Raw genomic sequence first — 13711 nt, 5'->3', positions numbered from 1 at the left:
CTTATCGGAAACGAAACAGCTACGCTAAGGCAACTGCCGTGAAGAGGTAAATATTTGTGAACATTAAACTGCAGCGCATTGACTGAAAAGATCATCAACCTCGAAACCGTTAACCCCATAGAGTTCTTTGGCGTCAATAACGGTAAACTCGACATCCTTAAGAAGAAATTCCCCCTTTTGAAGATTCTCTCGCGCGGCACCCAGATCAAACTGAGCGGAGCTCCCGAACAGGTTGATACTGCCAAGGAAAAGATTGAGCTGATTGTCCAGTACCTGGAAAGGAACGGCCACATGAGTGAGAATTATTTCGAACAGATCCTTGGTGGCGACGATAGTGAAACGATCGACAATTTCGTAGACCGGAACCCCAATGATATCCTTGTATTCGGACCTAATGGAAAGACTGTTCGCGCCCGTACAGCCAACCAGAAAAAAATGGTAGGGCATGCCGACAAGAACGACATCCTCTTTGCCATTGGACCTGCCGGTACCGGTAAAACCTATACGGCTGTAGCATTAGCGGTTAGGGCTTTAAAAAATAAGGCAGTGAAGAAGATCATCCTTACCCGTCCGGCTGTGGAAGCAGGTGAAAGCCTCGGATTCCTGCCCGGCGACCTGAAGGAGAAGATCGACCCTTACCTGCGCCCTTTGTATGATGCGTTGGACGATATGATACCTGCTGACAAGCTGGGCTATTATATGAGCAACCGCACCATTGAAATAGCACCTCTGGCCTATATGCGGGGACGGACACTGGACAATGCCTTCATCATCCTGGATGAAGCCCAGAATGCTACGGACCTGCAATTGAAGATGTTCCTGACACGTATTGGCGCCAATGCGAAAGCGATCATTACTGGCGACCTTACCCAAGTAGATTTGCCGAAAAACCAGAAGAGCGGCCTGGAAAAAGCCCTGAGGATCCTTAAAAACATTGATGGCATCTCCCATATCGCCCTAGATGAGGAAGATGTGGTTCGCCACAGGCTGGTAAAAGCCATCATCAAGGCCTACGATCGGGAAAAGGACAGGGAACAACAGGCCCCGTAGCTTTCCGTAGCCGTAAAGACATAGGCGTCAGGGTTCCTGACGCCTTTTTAATTATGTTTGTATCATGAAGCGACTATTTTTATCCTTACTTATTGGCGGAGCATTATTAGCCATGACAGCATGTTCCGGCGAAGCATCTTTCAAGAAAGCTGAAGATGCCCAGGATGCCGGCCGGGAATTCATCAGGGCCTCCTTAGATGGGAACATGAAAAAAGCGGAGTTCTATTTACTGAAGGACTCTACCAATACCATGCTCTTCAACAAATGGAAGAACGACTTCTACAATAAGCTGAGCACAGAAGAAAGGATGAACTACCAACAGGCGAATATCCTTCCTACTGAAATCGTGAATGTGAATGATTCCACCGTCAGCTTCAGCTACACCAACACCTACAAGAACAAGGATACCACTACGGTAAGGATTGTGAGGGTGAATGGTGAGTGGCTGGTTGATTTCAAAGACGTGCACTAGTATGCTCAGGAACTTTCTACTGGTTGGGCTAGGCGGCATGACAGGCTCTGTACTCAGGTATGCTTTTAGTCTCCTGTTCAAGGGTTCAACTTTCCCCATCGCCACCTTTACGGTCAACCTGGCCGGCTCCTTTGCCATAGGCCTGGTAATGGCTTATTTTTCCAGGAATAGCGGCACAGACCAAAGCCTGAGGTTGCTTTTGGCAACAGGCCTTTGCGGGGGCTTTACTACATTCTCCACTTTTAGCCTGGAGAACCTTCAATTACTAAAAGATGGCCAGTACTCCACTGCCCTGTTGTATATTGCAGCCTCATTGGTAGTTGGTATTGCAGCCACGGCCTTTGGATTTTTTTTCACCAAAATCATTTAACCTATCTATATGCTAACAGTATCACATCCCTGGCATGGCATTTCCTTTGGCGAGCAGGCACCCAGGATTGTAAATGCAGTGATTGAGATCCCACAGGGATCACGTGCAAAGTACGAGATCGATAAAGCTAGCGGTATCCTGAAACTGGACCGTATCATCTATTCTTCGTTCTATTATCCATGTAACTATGGATTCATTCCCCAAACCTACGGCGATGACAAGGACCCCCTGGATATCCTGGTGATCACTTCCCAGCCCGTTCAGGCGCTTTGCCTGATGGAAGCAAAGGTTATCGGGGTGATGCGCATGATCGACAGTGGTGATGCCGATGACAAGATCATTGCCGTTGCCGCCAATGACCCATCGGTGAATTATTATAACAATATCGAAGAACTGCCCAAGCACTTCTTCGACGAACTCCGCCACTTCTTTGAGGAGTATAAGAAACTTGAAAATAAGACCGTCGTAGTAGAAGAATTCCAGGATAAGGCCACAGCGCTTAAGATCATCCAGGATGCGATGGACTTTTATACAGAGACCTTCAAGAAAAAATGACCCGGCGTAAGCATATGGATGCCTCCACCATTGCCATCTTGTTGACGATAGGCCTGCTAGCAGGCATGCTCAGCGGCATGATCGGCGTCGGTGGGGGCATTGTTATTGTGCCTGCACTAGTTTTCTTCCTCGGTTTTAGCCAGCATGAAGCACAGGGGAGTTCACTTGGACTGCTGATGTTCCCCGTCGGGATATTAGCGGTAATGAACTATTACAAGGCCGGCCATATTGATTTCAAGGTTGTAGGCATAATGTGCATCGCCTTTATTGCCGGGGGCTGGCTGGGCAGCAAACTTTCCCTAAGCTTGCCAGCCGATACGATCAAGAAGTTTTTCGCCGTTATCCTTTTCTATACCGCCTTCAAGATGCTGGGTTGGGATAATGCTATCATCAATTGGATCAGGACAGTGTTCAAATGATCACCAATAGCGCTTGATCACCCTCAACTTATGGGTCCTCTTTCCAAGTTCACGGTGAATGATTCCTTCATGGTCAATTGGATCGATCCTTACCACGCCAGAAGAATGGATGATCTCCTGTTCATTCAACAGAATACCTACGTGGGTGATGCGACCATCCGGTTCATCGAAAAAAGCAAGGTCGCCGCAACGGGCTTCCTGAAGAAAACCAACCGACTCCCCTTCAGCAGCCTGCATTTGGGCATCGCGTAGCAAAGCAACCCCCAGTTGCCGGTACACCATCTGGGTCAATCCACTGCAATCAATTCCATATACCGACCTGCCACCCCAGAGGTAGGAACTATTCAGGTAATCCATTGCATGCTTCTTCACTAACGCATCATTGGGCATCAAACCAACTGGATCATCAATATCCCGGAGAGGAAACTCCAACTGATAAGGACCAGCCTTGATACTACCCTGGTAAACCGGTGTACCTTTCATAATAATTATCGGTTGACCATTAACGTTAACCATACCGGTCTTGCCTTGCTCATACCCTGCCAGTTGGGGCAAGTCCCCTGAAACCTTCGCCAGTTGTACCTTCTGGCACCAGCCCTCGTACCCATCGTGCAGGGACCTCACCAGCAACCACTCCCCTTTCTGTTCATCAATCACTTCAACAGGTTCACCCAATAACAACTGGCTGGTCATCTCTGCCCGATGATCGGCGGCCCCACGCATAGGACAAATGGCAACCACTGGAATGTGCACTGAATAGTTCTCCATATCTGGCAGTTAAATTATGGAAATAGTCATTAGTAGCATCCCATAAAAAATGTAAATTGTCTGAGTGAATCCCGATAGATATAACCATATCAGCGAACCAGAATTATTGGACAGGTATTATTCCGATGGTAATAAGGAATGGCTGGGTATCCTTCTCCAGCGGTATACTTTACTACTGCTTGGTGTATGCATGAAATACCTGAAGCAGGAAGATGCTGCCAGGGATGCCGTTCAACAGGTCTTCCTGAAAGCTATAACCGAACTGGAAAAATACAAGGTCGATTATTTCAAGTCCTGGTTGTACATGATCGCCAAGAATTACTGCCTCATGCAGTTGAGGGATAAAGGCAAAAGACCGGTAGAATGGTCGGATGGACTTGCCGCCACTGTTGAGGCTAATGATGAGTTGCAGGCCATCAAAGACAAGGACCAGCTGCTGGAATGGATGCACCAGGGCCTCCAGGAATTGAATTCCGACCAACAACAGTGTGTGATTTTATTCTACCTGGAGAAGAAGAGTTACCAGCAGATATCGGAGCAAACCGGCTTCAATCTACTTCAGGTAAAGAGCCATATCCAGAACGGGAAGCGCAACCTAAAGCTGATGCTCATGCGAAAAATGAAGAACCAAGTCAAGCAGCCATGAAGAACGATTTGTTGAACATATTGGCCAATAGTAACAAAGACATCGACAACCAATTGCTGATGGACTATGTTAGTGGGAAACTGTCTGCCACGGATCAGCATGCGGTAGAAGAATGGCTCCAGGCAAATGAATTCGAAGCGGAAGCGCTTGAAGGCCTGCAGGAGTTTGGGAATAAGGAGCATTTGCAGGAATACGTTCAGCAGCTTAACCATGAGCTCAAACGGTTCATCCAGCAGAAAAAGCATAGGCGGGAAAAACGCGTCTGGAAGGATAACCCATGGACCTATCTTGCTATTGTGCTGGTGCTTGGATTATTGCTGATCGTTTATACAGTTATCCATATAATGGGCAAATGATCCTGTTACTTTAGGGAAATGAATTCAGGAAGGCTCCCGCCAGGTCTATATAAAGAAAAGCCATCCGGAGATGGCTTTAGAATTTATTGGTACTGGATGTATACCGGCATCGGCTTCAATTTCACGAGTTCCTCCGGCGTCATTAACCTGGAAGGCGCTTCTTTCAGGTCATTCTTGTAGAAGAGTTTAAACCCGGTGTATTCAACAGGCTCCTTGGCAACAAACTGCTTATAGGTATTGACTTTCCTCGCAGGAGCGCCCCAACCGTCCATGTGGATGACCAGTTGCACTTCAGACCGCTTTTCGATCTGTTGGTAGTTGGTAACCATTGGACGCGTGAAGCGGTGGACCACCAGTACCTTGGGTGGCAGGTTATTATTCTTTACCAGTTCTGAAAGATACTTGGAAGCATAATTGATATCGGCGGCATCAAAAGTCCCGATCACTTTACCGGGAGCCTGTCCCCCTTTCATTGAAAACTCTGGATCAATGCCCAGGTGCACATTCGGCATGGAAAGGTATTTTTCCAGCAGGGGGATCTCCTCTTGCAGCGAACTCAACCCAACCTGGATATCCAGGAAAACAATGGCATCGATCTTTTTGGCCATGTTCAGGACAGAGTCAATCTGGTGGAAAGGCATCCTGAGGCGATATTTCCCACCTTTTCCCGGACTTCCCTGCGCGGTCACTGCAATATAATGCAGTGCAGGCTGAACAGGCATATTAGGGTCAGCAGCTTCCCATTTTTTTACCTCCTGCTGGAGCTTATCGGTCATTTGCTGTGGCGGCAACTCCCCCAGGATACCCATCCTGGTGCTGTAGAGGTTACCATAATAGGCAATGATCCTTTTATAAGGAAGGATGGCCCCCTGCATGGGTAAAGGCGATTTAACCGGCCATCGGCCTGATGAATCGCCATTGGTGATATGCGCTAATTGGCTGCTAAAACTTGCAGAATCAACAGTAAGTGGAGCAGGCTTTTCTGGTACCGGCGCAACAGCTGCCTGGTTAATTACCGTATCCTTGATCAGCTCGGAAGAGTTAGGCTGCTCCGAAAAGGCAGCACCACAACCATACATACTAGCCAACAAGGGTACCATTACAAGGGCGGATAGCTCACGGGTCAATTTCATAGACTACATGTTTTGAACATAGGATATAGGAACAAATAAACAACATTCCTGTAAACAACCCTTTAACGCCCGGGCATTTAATTTATTTTAACCTATTGGTGCAGTAGTTGTCAACATTTACTCCCAAAGCCACCGGGTCAGGTCATTCGGGTTTATAGCTACTTCATGGAGCAAAAATAGCATTACAACTTCTAGTGGTAGGTGGTTAAAGGAAGCCCTGCTAGTTTAGCGTCCTGAAAACCTTGTTTCCCATATCAATACTTATCCTTAATCAGCTGATCATGAAAAAAAAGAACCTTATCCTTTTCCTCGCCTTAGGCATATTCGGCACCCAGGGCCTGACTGCCCAGGGAATCCTTAAGCGCCTTAAGGACCGGGCTGTGCAAGCCACCGAGACCAGTGTGGGCAATAAGATGTCGAAAGGCATTGATGATACCATCAATGGCAACGGAAAATCCGGCAATGAAAAGGGAAAACCGGCGGCTTCGACCCAAGCCGGCAATAGTACAGAAAACCAGGCTTCCGGGTCCGGCACTACTGCCTCCACTTCAAATGAAGTTAAAAGGTCCTCCCGTTTTGATTTCATCCCCGGCAATACAATTCTTTTCACAGAAGACTTTTCGCAGGATGTGGTTGGAGAATTCCCATTGAAATGGTACACCCAAAGCATGGGTGAGATCGTTACCCTGGAGAATATCCCTGGCAAATGGTTGCGCATGGTTCCTGATGGCGGCTACCTATCGCCCACCTTCCAGCTGAAGGCCAATTATACCATCGAATTTGACCTGGTAGCTACCATACCCGACAAAGGTTATATTCCTGCCAACCTAACCTTCAGCCTTATCGATAATGGCAGGGGGCTATATGCATTGAGCAATTCTGAATTCAGACCAAATAATATGGTTGAATTCGACCTCGCACCTCGCAGGGGTTCTTCCCAAAGCCGTTTAAAGACGCTTGAAAAAGGCTCCCAAAAATTCCTTAGCAATGTAACCAGTATCCCCGGCTACCTGGAAAAAAGTTTCAGGGTGGTGCATTTTGCCATAAATATCCAGAAGGAACGGTTCAGGCTCTGGGTTGACCAGGAAAAAGTTTATGATATCCCCAGCATCATTCCTGCCGATGCCATTTTCAACCAGCTCAGGCTGAACATGAGCAGCACCAATTACACCAAGGACCAGACAGCTTTTTATGTATCCAATTTCAAACTTGCAGCAGGCGCACCGGATACCCGTAATAAATTACTGACAGAAGGGAAATTCGTAACCTCGGGCATTACTTTTAATGTAAACAGCGACCAGCTTACCGATGCATCTTTCGCCATTCTTAAAGAGATCGCTACAGTCATGAAGGAGAATCCAGAGGTGAAGATCAGGATAGTGGGCCATACCGATAGTGATGGGGATGCAGCAGCCAATTTGGAGCTATCAAAGAAAAGGGCCATCGCAGTAAAAAAGGCACTGGAAGCCAGCTTTTCCATTCCCACTGAAAGGATGGAAACCGATGGGAAAGGTGAAACTTTACCTGTTGGGGACAACAGCAAGCCGGAAGGCAAGGCCAACAACCGCAGGGTAGAATTCATAAAGTTATAACATATTTAAATAGTTTAAAGGAGGGGATTGCCAACTATATCCCCCTCCTTTTTGTTATATCTTTGTAAGGAAAGATTAAGTACTAAACGGTTCCAGAAGAATTCATTCTGCTTCCTTTAAAATTCTACAGCTACCTGAAAAGTCTAATCTATCGAAAAACAGGGATATGGCGAATTGCTATCCTACCTCTTAATCTGGTCCCGGTAATATCATTACTCACTTAAAATTATTGCCATGGGAATCACACAAACAACCAGACCATTCAATGGAAGTAAATTTCCAGTATGGGTGGTAGTGTTTCGCGGAGCACTTGGACTCTGTCTTTTAACCAAAGGCATCCTCTTCATTAGTAATACGGCACAAATAGATGTTATGTTGCAATCCAGCAGACTAGGCACCAGTATTTCCTGGCTCCCCCTGTTCATTGCCTGGACCCATCTGATCGGCGGCACCCTTATCACCATTGGAATGTTTACCAGGATAGCGGCTGCAGTGCAGGTGCCTATTCTACTGGGAGCCGTAATTTTGGTGAACAGCTATGGCATCAACCAGGGTAAAGCATTTGAACTGACCCTTTCCATTGTAGTACTTATCCTCTTGGTCTATTTTGCGTGGGAAGGAGGTGGCCCTATTTCTGTGGATGAATATCGAAAAAATCACCTGATCTGATCCTAATGACTTGCAGTGATCGGGAACTTGAAAAGACATACTGTTCAATAAAACCTATCCTGTTCGTTCCAAAAAAAAGGGAATGCATCCTTTTTATGACACATTCCCGGACGGTATACTAACCCATTACTATTATAATTTCAGGCCTGCGTTTCCTTAGCAGCCTCATTGTCACCATCGAACTTGTCCTTCAGCTTGGCCCACCAGCCACTAGCCGATGACTTCAGTTCTTCCCACTTGGCTTTGGCCTCATCGTCCCATGTATCCATCTCGGCCTTTAGTTCATCAATCCTGGTAGAGGCCTTGTTCTTTAGCTCTTCAATTTTTTCATCACTGAACCCCGTTTTCAGCTGGAATTGTTTCCAGAGTTCCTCTGCCTTGTCCTCTACTTTATCCCAGGTATCCTCGATCTTTTCACCAGCCTTAGACGCAGCCCCAGTAACGTCTTTTTTTAACTCATCAAATTTGTCTTCTGCTTGATTTTTAAGGTTTTCAGCATTTGTGCTCATAGTATAATATTTAATGGTAAAGACAGAATGAAGCTCATCATACCTCAACCCGGTTTCGTTCAGCGGATATAGAAGGGAGAAGTAAATTAGGGAAAAAGCGGCACATACATGCCATTAATTTTTAATAAATCTTAGACAGGATCAGAACCTTCCCTGGTCTATCCAACAAAAAAACCACCCGGAGGTGGTTCAATTCAATAAGGAAAGAGATGCAATTTATGCACCGGTATAAATCACCCCAGAAGTGGGGGTTTCATGCAATTCGATCTTGGCCAGCAGGGGCAGCAAGGGTTTTACTTCATCCCAGATATACACGGCTATCCTTTCACAGGTTGGGTTCTCCAAACCCGGAATCTTATTCAGGCATTTATGGTCCAACCTCGACACTACAGGCTTTACCACTTTTTTCAGGTCAGCAAAATCCATTACCCATCCCAATTCTGGATGCAGGGGGCCTTCCACCCAAACCTTCAGCCGGTAGGTATGGCCATGCATTTCCTTGCATTTATGGCCTTCCGGAACATTAGGCAGGAAATGGGCAGAATCAAAAGTAAATTCCTTGAACAACAGCATAGCTATGAAAATAAGGCTGCAAAGGTAAGCAAATCCGAAGAACCGGACCTTCCGTGACGCGATGCCTGTTGCCTTGCTGCCTATTTATCCCTTAAACTGGCATACACCCTCTTGAGGAATTCATCAATTTTTCCATTTTCTATCCAACGCGCCACCACCAATAATTCCCTTTCCGGGTCCACAAAGACCAGGTTGGTACCCGCGCCAATATGGGCAAATGTTTGCTCCGGAACACTGGGGTATAGCTTATTCCCTGTATTCAGGAAAAAGTTCATAAATCCATAGGTTGGTTCAGGTAAGGTAGGTGTCCTGGCCATTTTCAGCCATTGCGGGGAGATGAGCTGTTTGCCCTTCCAGTTCCCGTTGCGAAGGGTCAACAAGCCAAATCTCGCCTGGTCTATTGCACTGATGAACATTCCTCCTCCCCAATGGGAACCACCACTCACCGATTGTAACAATTGCCCGTCCATTACCACCCAGGAATTCTCATAACCGGTCCAGCGCCAGGTTGGCGATGCCCCAATCGGGTCCATCAATTTTTCTTTCAACACTTGCGGCAAGGGCCTTCGCCAGATATTCAAGGCAGCCAATGCCAGTACATTCACCCTGGTATCATTGTATTTATAGACCGTACCGGGTTCATGGCGAGGACGATTGGTCCAGCTGGCGGCATCTTTTTCAGGCCGGTCAGCCCAGTCGGGCTTGTCCCAAAGCACACCTTCCCAATCGCTGGTTTGTCGTAATAAATGGTCCCAGGTGATCTTACGATTATGTTCCGTCGCAAACAGGTCAATGATATCCGTCCCTCCCAATTCATCCGACTTGTTGCCAGCCATCCGGAAGGGCTCATAAGGTATAATGGGTGCCATATAGGGGCCAACACGGTCATGCACATCCCTGATCAACCCAGAATCATAAGCAAGTCCAACTACTGTGGAAAGGAAACTCTTGGCTACACTAAAGGTCAGGTCTACCCTTTCCGGCTCCCCCCATTGCGCAACGATATAACCTTTGCGGATGATCAATCCTGTGGCAGGCCCCCTTTCTTTCATGGGGCCAACAGGGAAACCGAAGGGTTCCCTTCCAAAGGCACTCTGGTAATGCGCAGCCCTTAGGTCACGCGGGGCCTTGCTTTCGCTGACAATAGCAAATGCCACCGCGGAATCCAGCGCAACTGCATCGAATCCCATCGCTGCAGGCTTCCGCGATTCCCATTGCCCATAAGGCGGGAAGTAAGGAAGGGCCTTTGCCTGGGACCTGGCATGGATACCAGGATAGCATGTCAACAGACAGGCAACAACAATTTTGCTGAGAACAATAAAAGCAGTTTTTGTAGTGAATAGTTTGGTCATATAGTAAAAGTAGCGATTAGGCCATTCAAAAACCCAAATTCAGAAGACAGGGAAGGATAGTCCGGAATGATAGTCAAGACAGCTAATCACAGATCCGGGAAAGCAAATCACACCGTGCTCCTGCCAGAAGGCTGGCCCTAAGCAATCCCTGATCTGTACCATTCAGATCATTGGTATACCCCTTCCTGAACCAGGTAAACAGTCAGGTCAAACCAGTTCCCCGACACATCTTACTATTGCCTTGGGGAAATAAAGGGAAAAATCTTTGATATGAAATGCTGCCAGGCAATTTTGGCTGCTGATATCCGGAAATTCATCCGCTGCGGTTTCCAGTTTGCTCAACTCAGACATCCTTGCCCATCCGCTTCCGTGGGGATTGAAGGCGAATAATTTATCCTCAAGTGACTGTAAAAATCCGAATGGAAAAAGCTTGGTGGTAATTGGAAAGCTGAACCAACGGTCACGAACAAACGAAGTAAACACCGGCCTTCCCTGTTTCGAAACAGTGAAACCGAATCCCTGCTCCGGAAGCTTTACCATTTCGATCCTGGCCAGCTCCTTCGGGATGCCCCAGTTCATGCGGCCGTTCACCACACTATCCTGTGAATTCACATAGATCTTACTGATATGCCAGTACGCCTTCCCTTCGTGCTCCAGCCGACCGGGGATAAAGAGCAATTCCCTGTAAGGCCCAACCGGGGAATCGGCATAATCCACCATCATGACGGCGCCAATATTTCCAATCAACCGTACCGGCATATTATCCGGCAGGCAGGCATTTTTCCTTAACCATTCTTCCTTGAAATGGTACAACAAGATCATACCCTCCCCTTTCAGGGACCAAGGGGCTGGGCATGGGGTAGTGGTATTTGAGCTATTCATTACAAATTGGAACTGGAGTCAAAAAATGCATCCACATCCTTCTTGAACTGTACCAGGGAAGGTTTATGGATATAGTACATATGGCCTGATTCATAAAAATGAAAAACCACGTTCTTCCGCAACTCGGGTCTCAGGAACATATGTTCCACATCATATTGGGCAATAAAGAATGGTGTGGCAAAATCATAATAGCCGCAACCTACATAAACCTTCAGGTGGGGGTTCTTGCTTATGGCATCCCTGAGGCTTTCAGCAACATTCAGGAACTGGTTCTGGACATTATTATAATTCCAGGGATAAACATTACCGAAAATATTGTAGATCTTTTCTTCCTTGAGGTTAAGTTCCTTTTGAAAATAACTATTCAGGGCAGTGGTAAAGGAAGCATCGATATTCACAAAAGAGGGGTCAAAGCTGTAATACTCACCAGCATCATCAAGGTCACGCCCGGTAAAGCGCCCATCCAGACGACCAATAGTGAGGCCATCCTTCCTCCTCAACTCCTTATAGAACCTGTTCTCCTCTACCCTAAGGTTGGCCTGCAACCAATATTCCTTGGAGAGGCCCGAGTAATAAGCCAGTTTGGTGGCCACCTTATCCTTCTCTTCTTCAGCCAGCCATCCCCCTTTCAATAATGCGGTTGCATATTCACCCAATGCGAAATCCTTGCTTTCCCTGATGGCCTGTTGGAGATTAGCCTGGAGCGCAGGGGAAAGTTTTTTATGGTACCAGGCAGTGGCAGTATAAGTAGGAAGATAGAGTGCACGCGGAAGGTCATTGCCGATGTAATAATCGCTCGTCCCGAAGTTAAGGACGGGAGAGATCAGGAATATGCCATTAAGGTAGATCCGATAGCGGTCCTGCAGGAATTTAGAAAGACCTGCAGCCCTGGTGGTTCCATAACTTTCCCCGGCCAGGAATTTGGGCGAGGCCCAGCGCTCGTAACGGGACAGGAACATATTGATGAAAGTGCCAACTGAGGAGATATCTTCATTGAATCCATGGAACTGTCCGGCTTTTTCCCCCGGCGCCGGGCGGCTATAGCCTGTTGAAACAGGGTCAATGAAAACCAGGTCAGTTTTATCCAACCAGCAATATTCATTGTTGATGTATTTATAGGGAGGCTTAGGAGAAGTGCCATCATCTTCCAATAGCACCCTTTTGGGGCCTAACCCGCCCATATGCAGCCAGACAGAAGAAGACCCCGGCCCACCATTGAAAGTAAAAGTGATGGGACGTTTTTCAGCTGGGTCCCCATCCTTTCGGTAGTAAACAAAGAAAACCTTTGCAACCAGTTTACCAGTATCATTCTTCAGGTCCAGGTAACCTGAGTAAGCAGTGTAATCAATCCTTTTGTTTCCTGAGGTATAGAAATTCCTGGTGACAACAGCTTCCACCCCTGGCGGATTACCGCCATCCTTTTGTGCATACAGCAGGACGGGTAACAGGAACAAAGACAAAAATGCCCGGACAATTCTCATATTGGTTTCGGTTTGGCATTTAAGTTAGGCAATTCATGAAAAAAGACTTGCAACCAGTTTTAAAAAACCAACTGCAAGTCCACCGTCCATACCCGGTCAGGCCCTTTTCCTTTTCTTGGGCATGGCATCATCAATGGCCTTGGCAAGGGCCTGAAGGCTAACATTGCCAGTGTACAACTGGTCATTAATGAAAAAAGTGGGAACATCCCGAACCCCCTTTTCTACCCCTTCCAACAGGTCAGCCCTAACGGTCCAGCCATAAACAGAATCCACCAGCTTCGGAATAAAATTCTTGTCTTTCACGCCTGCTTCCAGTGCGTACTCTTTTAAACTAATGGACCCCAGACGGCGCCGATGGGCGAAGAGGAGATGGTGCATTTCCCAGAACTTTCCTTCCTGAACGGCGGCCACAGCGGCTTCTGCAGCTTTGTGGGCGTACTGGTGGATCCTCGTTAATGGGAAGTGCCGGAACTGGAAGCGCAGGCTGGTGCCATATTGCTGGAGAAGCTGATCTACTATGTCTTGCGCCTTTGCGCAGGCTTCGCTTTCATAGTCACCATACATGACCAGTCTTACGGGTGCATTATCGGCCCCGATCCATACCGTGCGGGGCTCGATGATCTCGATTTTGTTTGGATTTGACATACTGACTCCTTTTTGCGCAGTGGTTCCGGTCAGTATTTCCAGTAGGAAAAAGGGATACTTGTTGAAGAAATAACAAAAACCATCCCAAAATGTTTAAACTGCCAGAATGGCTACACCAGGTTTATTGCCCTCCCACCTGTTAGCGTAAAGACCACACCCTGCCCTCGTAGCGCAGCAGATGGGGTGGTCAAATCTCCACATCCTTCCAATGGTTAGCGTAAAGACCACATGTCCACTAT

17 protein-coding genes are annotated in these 13711 nt (G+C 47.2%); 9 read left to right on the top strand and 8 right to left on the bottom strand.

The window, feature by feature from the left end; all coding sequences use genetic code 11:
- Nucleotides 1-78 precede the first annotated feature (78 nt).
- From KJS94_RS04050 to KJS94_RS04030, 5 genes are all read left to right on the top strand, one after another.
- Nucleotides 79-1050: a PhoH family protein gene (locus KJS94_RS04050; protein WP_214446040.1), complete on the top strand. Its 972-nt coding sequence runs from the start codon at nucleotides 79-81 to the stop codon at nucleotides 1048-1050.
- Nucleotides 1051-1114: 64 nt separating this feature from the next.
- On the top strand, nucleotides 1115-1522 hold the full coding sequence (locus tag KJS94_RS04045) for a nuclear transport factor 2 family protein (RefSeq protein ID WP_214446039.1): 408 nt from the start codon (nucleotides 1115-1117) through the stop codon (nucleotides 1520-1522).
- 1 nt (nucleotide 1523) lies between these two features.
- On the top strand, nucleotides 1524-1892 hold the full coding sequence (gene crcB, locus KJS94_RS04040; RefSeq protein ID WP_214446038.1) for a fluoride efflux transporter CrcB: 369 nt from the start codon (nucleotides 1524-1526) through the stop codon (nucleotides 1890-1892).
- Nucleotides 1893-1901: 9 nt separating this feature from the next.
- On the top strand, nucleotides 1902-2447 hold the full coding sequence (locus tag KJS94_RS04035; RefSeq protein ID WP_214446037.1) for an inorganic diphosphatase: 546 nt from the start codon (nucleotides 1902-1904) through the stop codon (nucleotides 2445-2447).
- A complete protein-coding gene (locus tag KJS94_RS04030; RefSeq protein WP_214446036.1) occupies nucleotides 2444-2866 on the top strand; it encodes a sulfite exporter TauE/SafE family protein in 423 nt (140 codons plus the stop codon). Before KJS94_RS04035 ends, KJS94_RS04030 begins: the two co-directional genes overlap by 4 nt.
- Here KJS94_RS04030 and KJS94_RS04025 read toward each other — a convergent pair whose 3' ends face one another.
- The gene (locus KJS94_RS04025; protein ID WP_214446035.1) at nucleotides 2867-3634 is read right to left on the bottom strand and encodes a C40 family peptidase; all 768 of its coding nucleotides are present in this window, start codon (nucleotides 3632-3634) and stop codon (nucleotides 2867-2869) included. It abuts the gene before it with no gap.
- A 64-nt stretch (nucleotides 3635-3698) separates the two neighbouring features.
- Here KJS94_RS04025 and KJS94_RS04020 point away from each other — a divergent pair, with 64 nt between their 5' ends.
- Both KJS94_RS04020 and KJS94_RS04015 read left to right on the top strand, forming a co-directional pair.
- Entirely contained in the window at nucleotides 3699-4280 is a 582-nt protein-coding gene (locus KJS94_RS04020) for an RNA polymerase sigma factor (RefSeq protein ID WP_214446034.1), read from the top strand.
- Nucleotides 4277-4636 carry an anti-sigma factor gene (locus KJS94_RS04015; protein WP_214446033.1) on the top strand — a complete coding sequence of 120 codons (360 nt, stop codon included), beginning with the start codon at nucleotides 4277-4279 and terminating at the stop codon, nucleotides 4634-4636. The genes KJS94_RS04020 and KJS94_RS04015 overlap by 4 nt, the downstream gene beginning before the upstream one ends.
- Nucleotides 4637-4719: 83 nt before the next feature.
- On the opposite strand, the gene KJS94_RS04010 is transcribed toward KJS94_RS04015, so the two are convergent.
- Complete coding sequence (locus tag KJS94_RS04010) at nucleotides 4720-5769, bottom strand: hypothetical protein (RefSeq protein WP_214446032.1); 1050 nt, start codon at nucleotides 5767-5769, stop codon at nucleotides 4720-4722.
- A gap of 281 nt (nucleotides 5770-6050) precedes the next feature.
- Here KJS94_RS04010 and KJS94_RS04005 point away from each other — a divergent pair, with 281 nt between their 5' ends.
- The gene (locus tag KJS94_RS04005) at nucleotides 6051-7361 is read left to right on the top strand and encodes an OmpA family protein (RefSeq protein WP_214446031.1); all 1311 of its coding nucleotides are present in this window, start codon (nucleotides 6051-6053) and stop codon (nucleotides 7359-7361) included.
- Nucleotides 7362-7595: 234 nt separating this feature from the next.
- A complete protein-coding gene (locus tag KJS94_RS04000) occupies nucleotides 7596-8030 on the top strand; it encodes a DoxX family protein (protein WP_214446030.1) in 435 nt (144 codons plus the stop codon).
- 140 nt (nucleotides 8031-8170) lie between these two features.
- Here KJS94_RS04000 and KJS94_RS03995 read toward each other — a convergent pair whose 3' ends face one another.
- The 6 genes from KJS94_RS03995 to KJS94_RS03970 form a co-directional block, all read right to left on the bottom strand.
- Nucleotides 8171-8539, bottom strand: a complete 369-nt coding sequence (locus KJS94_RS03995) for a hypothetical protein (protein WP_214446029.1) — start codon at nucleotides 8537-8539, stop codon at nucleotides 8171-8173.
- Nucleotides 8540-8755: 216 nt separating this feature from the next.
- A complete protein-coding gene (queD, locus tag KJS94_RS03990) occupies nucleotides 8756-9112 on the bottom strand; it encodes a 6-carboxytetrahydropterin synthase QueD (protein ID WP_214446028.1) in 357 nt (118 codons plus the stop codon).
- 80 nt (nucleotides 9113-9192) lie between these two features.
- On the bottom strand, nucleotides 9193-10464 hold the full coding sequence (locus KJS94_RS03985; RefSeq protein WP_214446027.1) for a serine hydrolase domain-containing protein: 1272 nt from the start codon (nucleotides 10462-10464) through the stop codon (nucleotides 9193-9195).
- A 207-nt stretch (nucleotides 10465-10671) separates the two neighbouring features.
- On the bottom strand, nucleotides 10672-11346 hold the full coding sequence (locus tag KJS94_RS03980) for an acetoacetate decarboxylase family protein (protein WP_214446026.1): 675 nt from the start codon (nucleotides 11344-11346) through the stop codon (nucleotides 10672-10674).
- A complete protein-coding gene (locus KJS94_RS03975) occupies nucleotides 11346-12827 on the bottom strand; it encodes a S10 family peptidase (protein WP_214446025.1) in 1482 nt (493 codons plus the stop codon). The genes KJS94_RS03980 and KJS94_RS03975 overlap by 1 nt, the downstream gene beginning before the upstream one ends.
- A gap of 96 nt (nucleotides 12828-12923) precedes the next feature.
- Complete coding sequence (locus KJS94_RS03970; protein ID WP_214446024.1) at nucleotides 12924-13472, bottom strand: DsbA family protein; 549 nt, start codon at nucleotides 13470-13472, stop codon at nucleotides 12924-12926.
- Nucleotides 13473-13711 lie beyond the last annotated feature (239 nt).

Origin of the sequence: Flavihumibacter rivuli (assembly GCF_018595685.2) — a bacterium.
In the GTDB taxonomy this organism is placed as follows: Bacteria; Bacteroidota; Bacteroidia; order Chitinophagales; family Chitinophagaceae; genus Flavihumibacter; species Flavihumibacter rivuli.
Note: the sequence above shows the minus strand (reverse complement) of the source record. Positions and strands in the feature narration are given on the sequence as shown.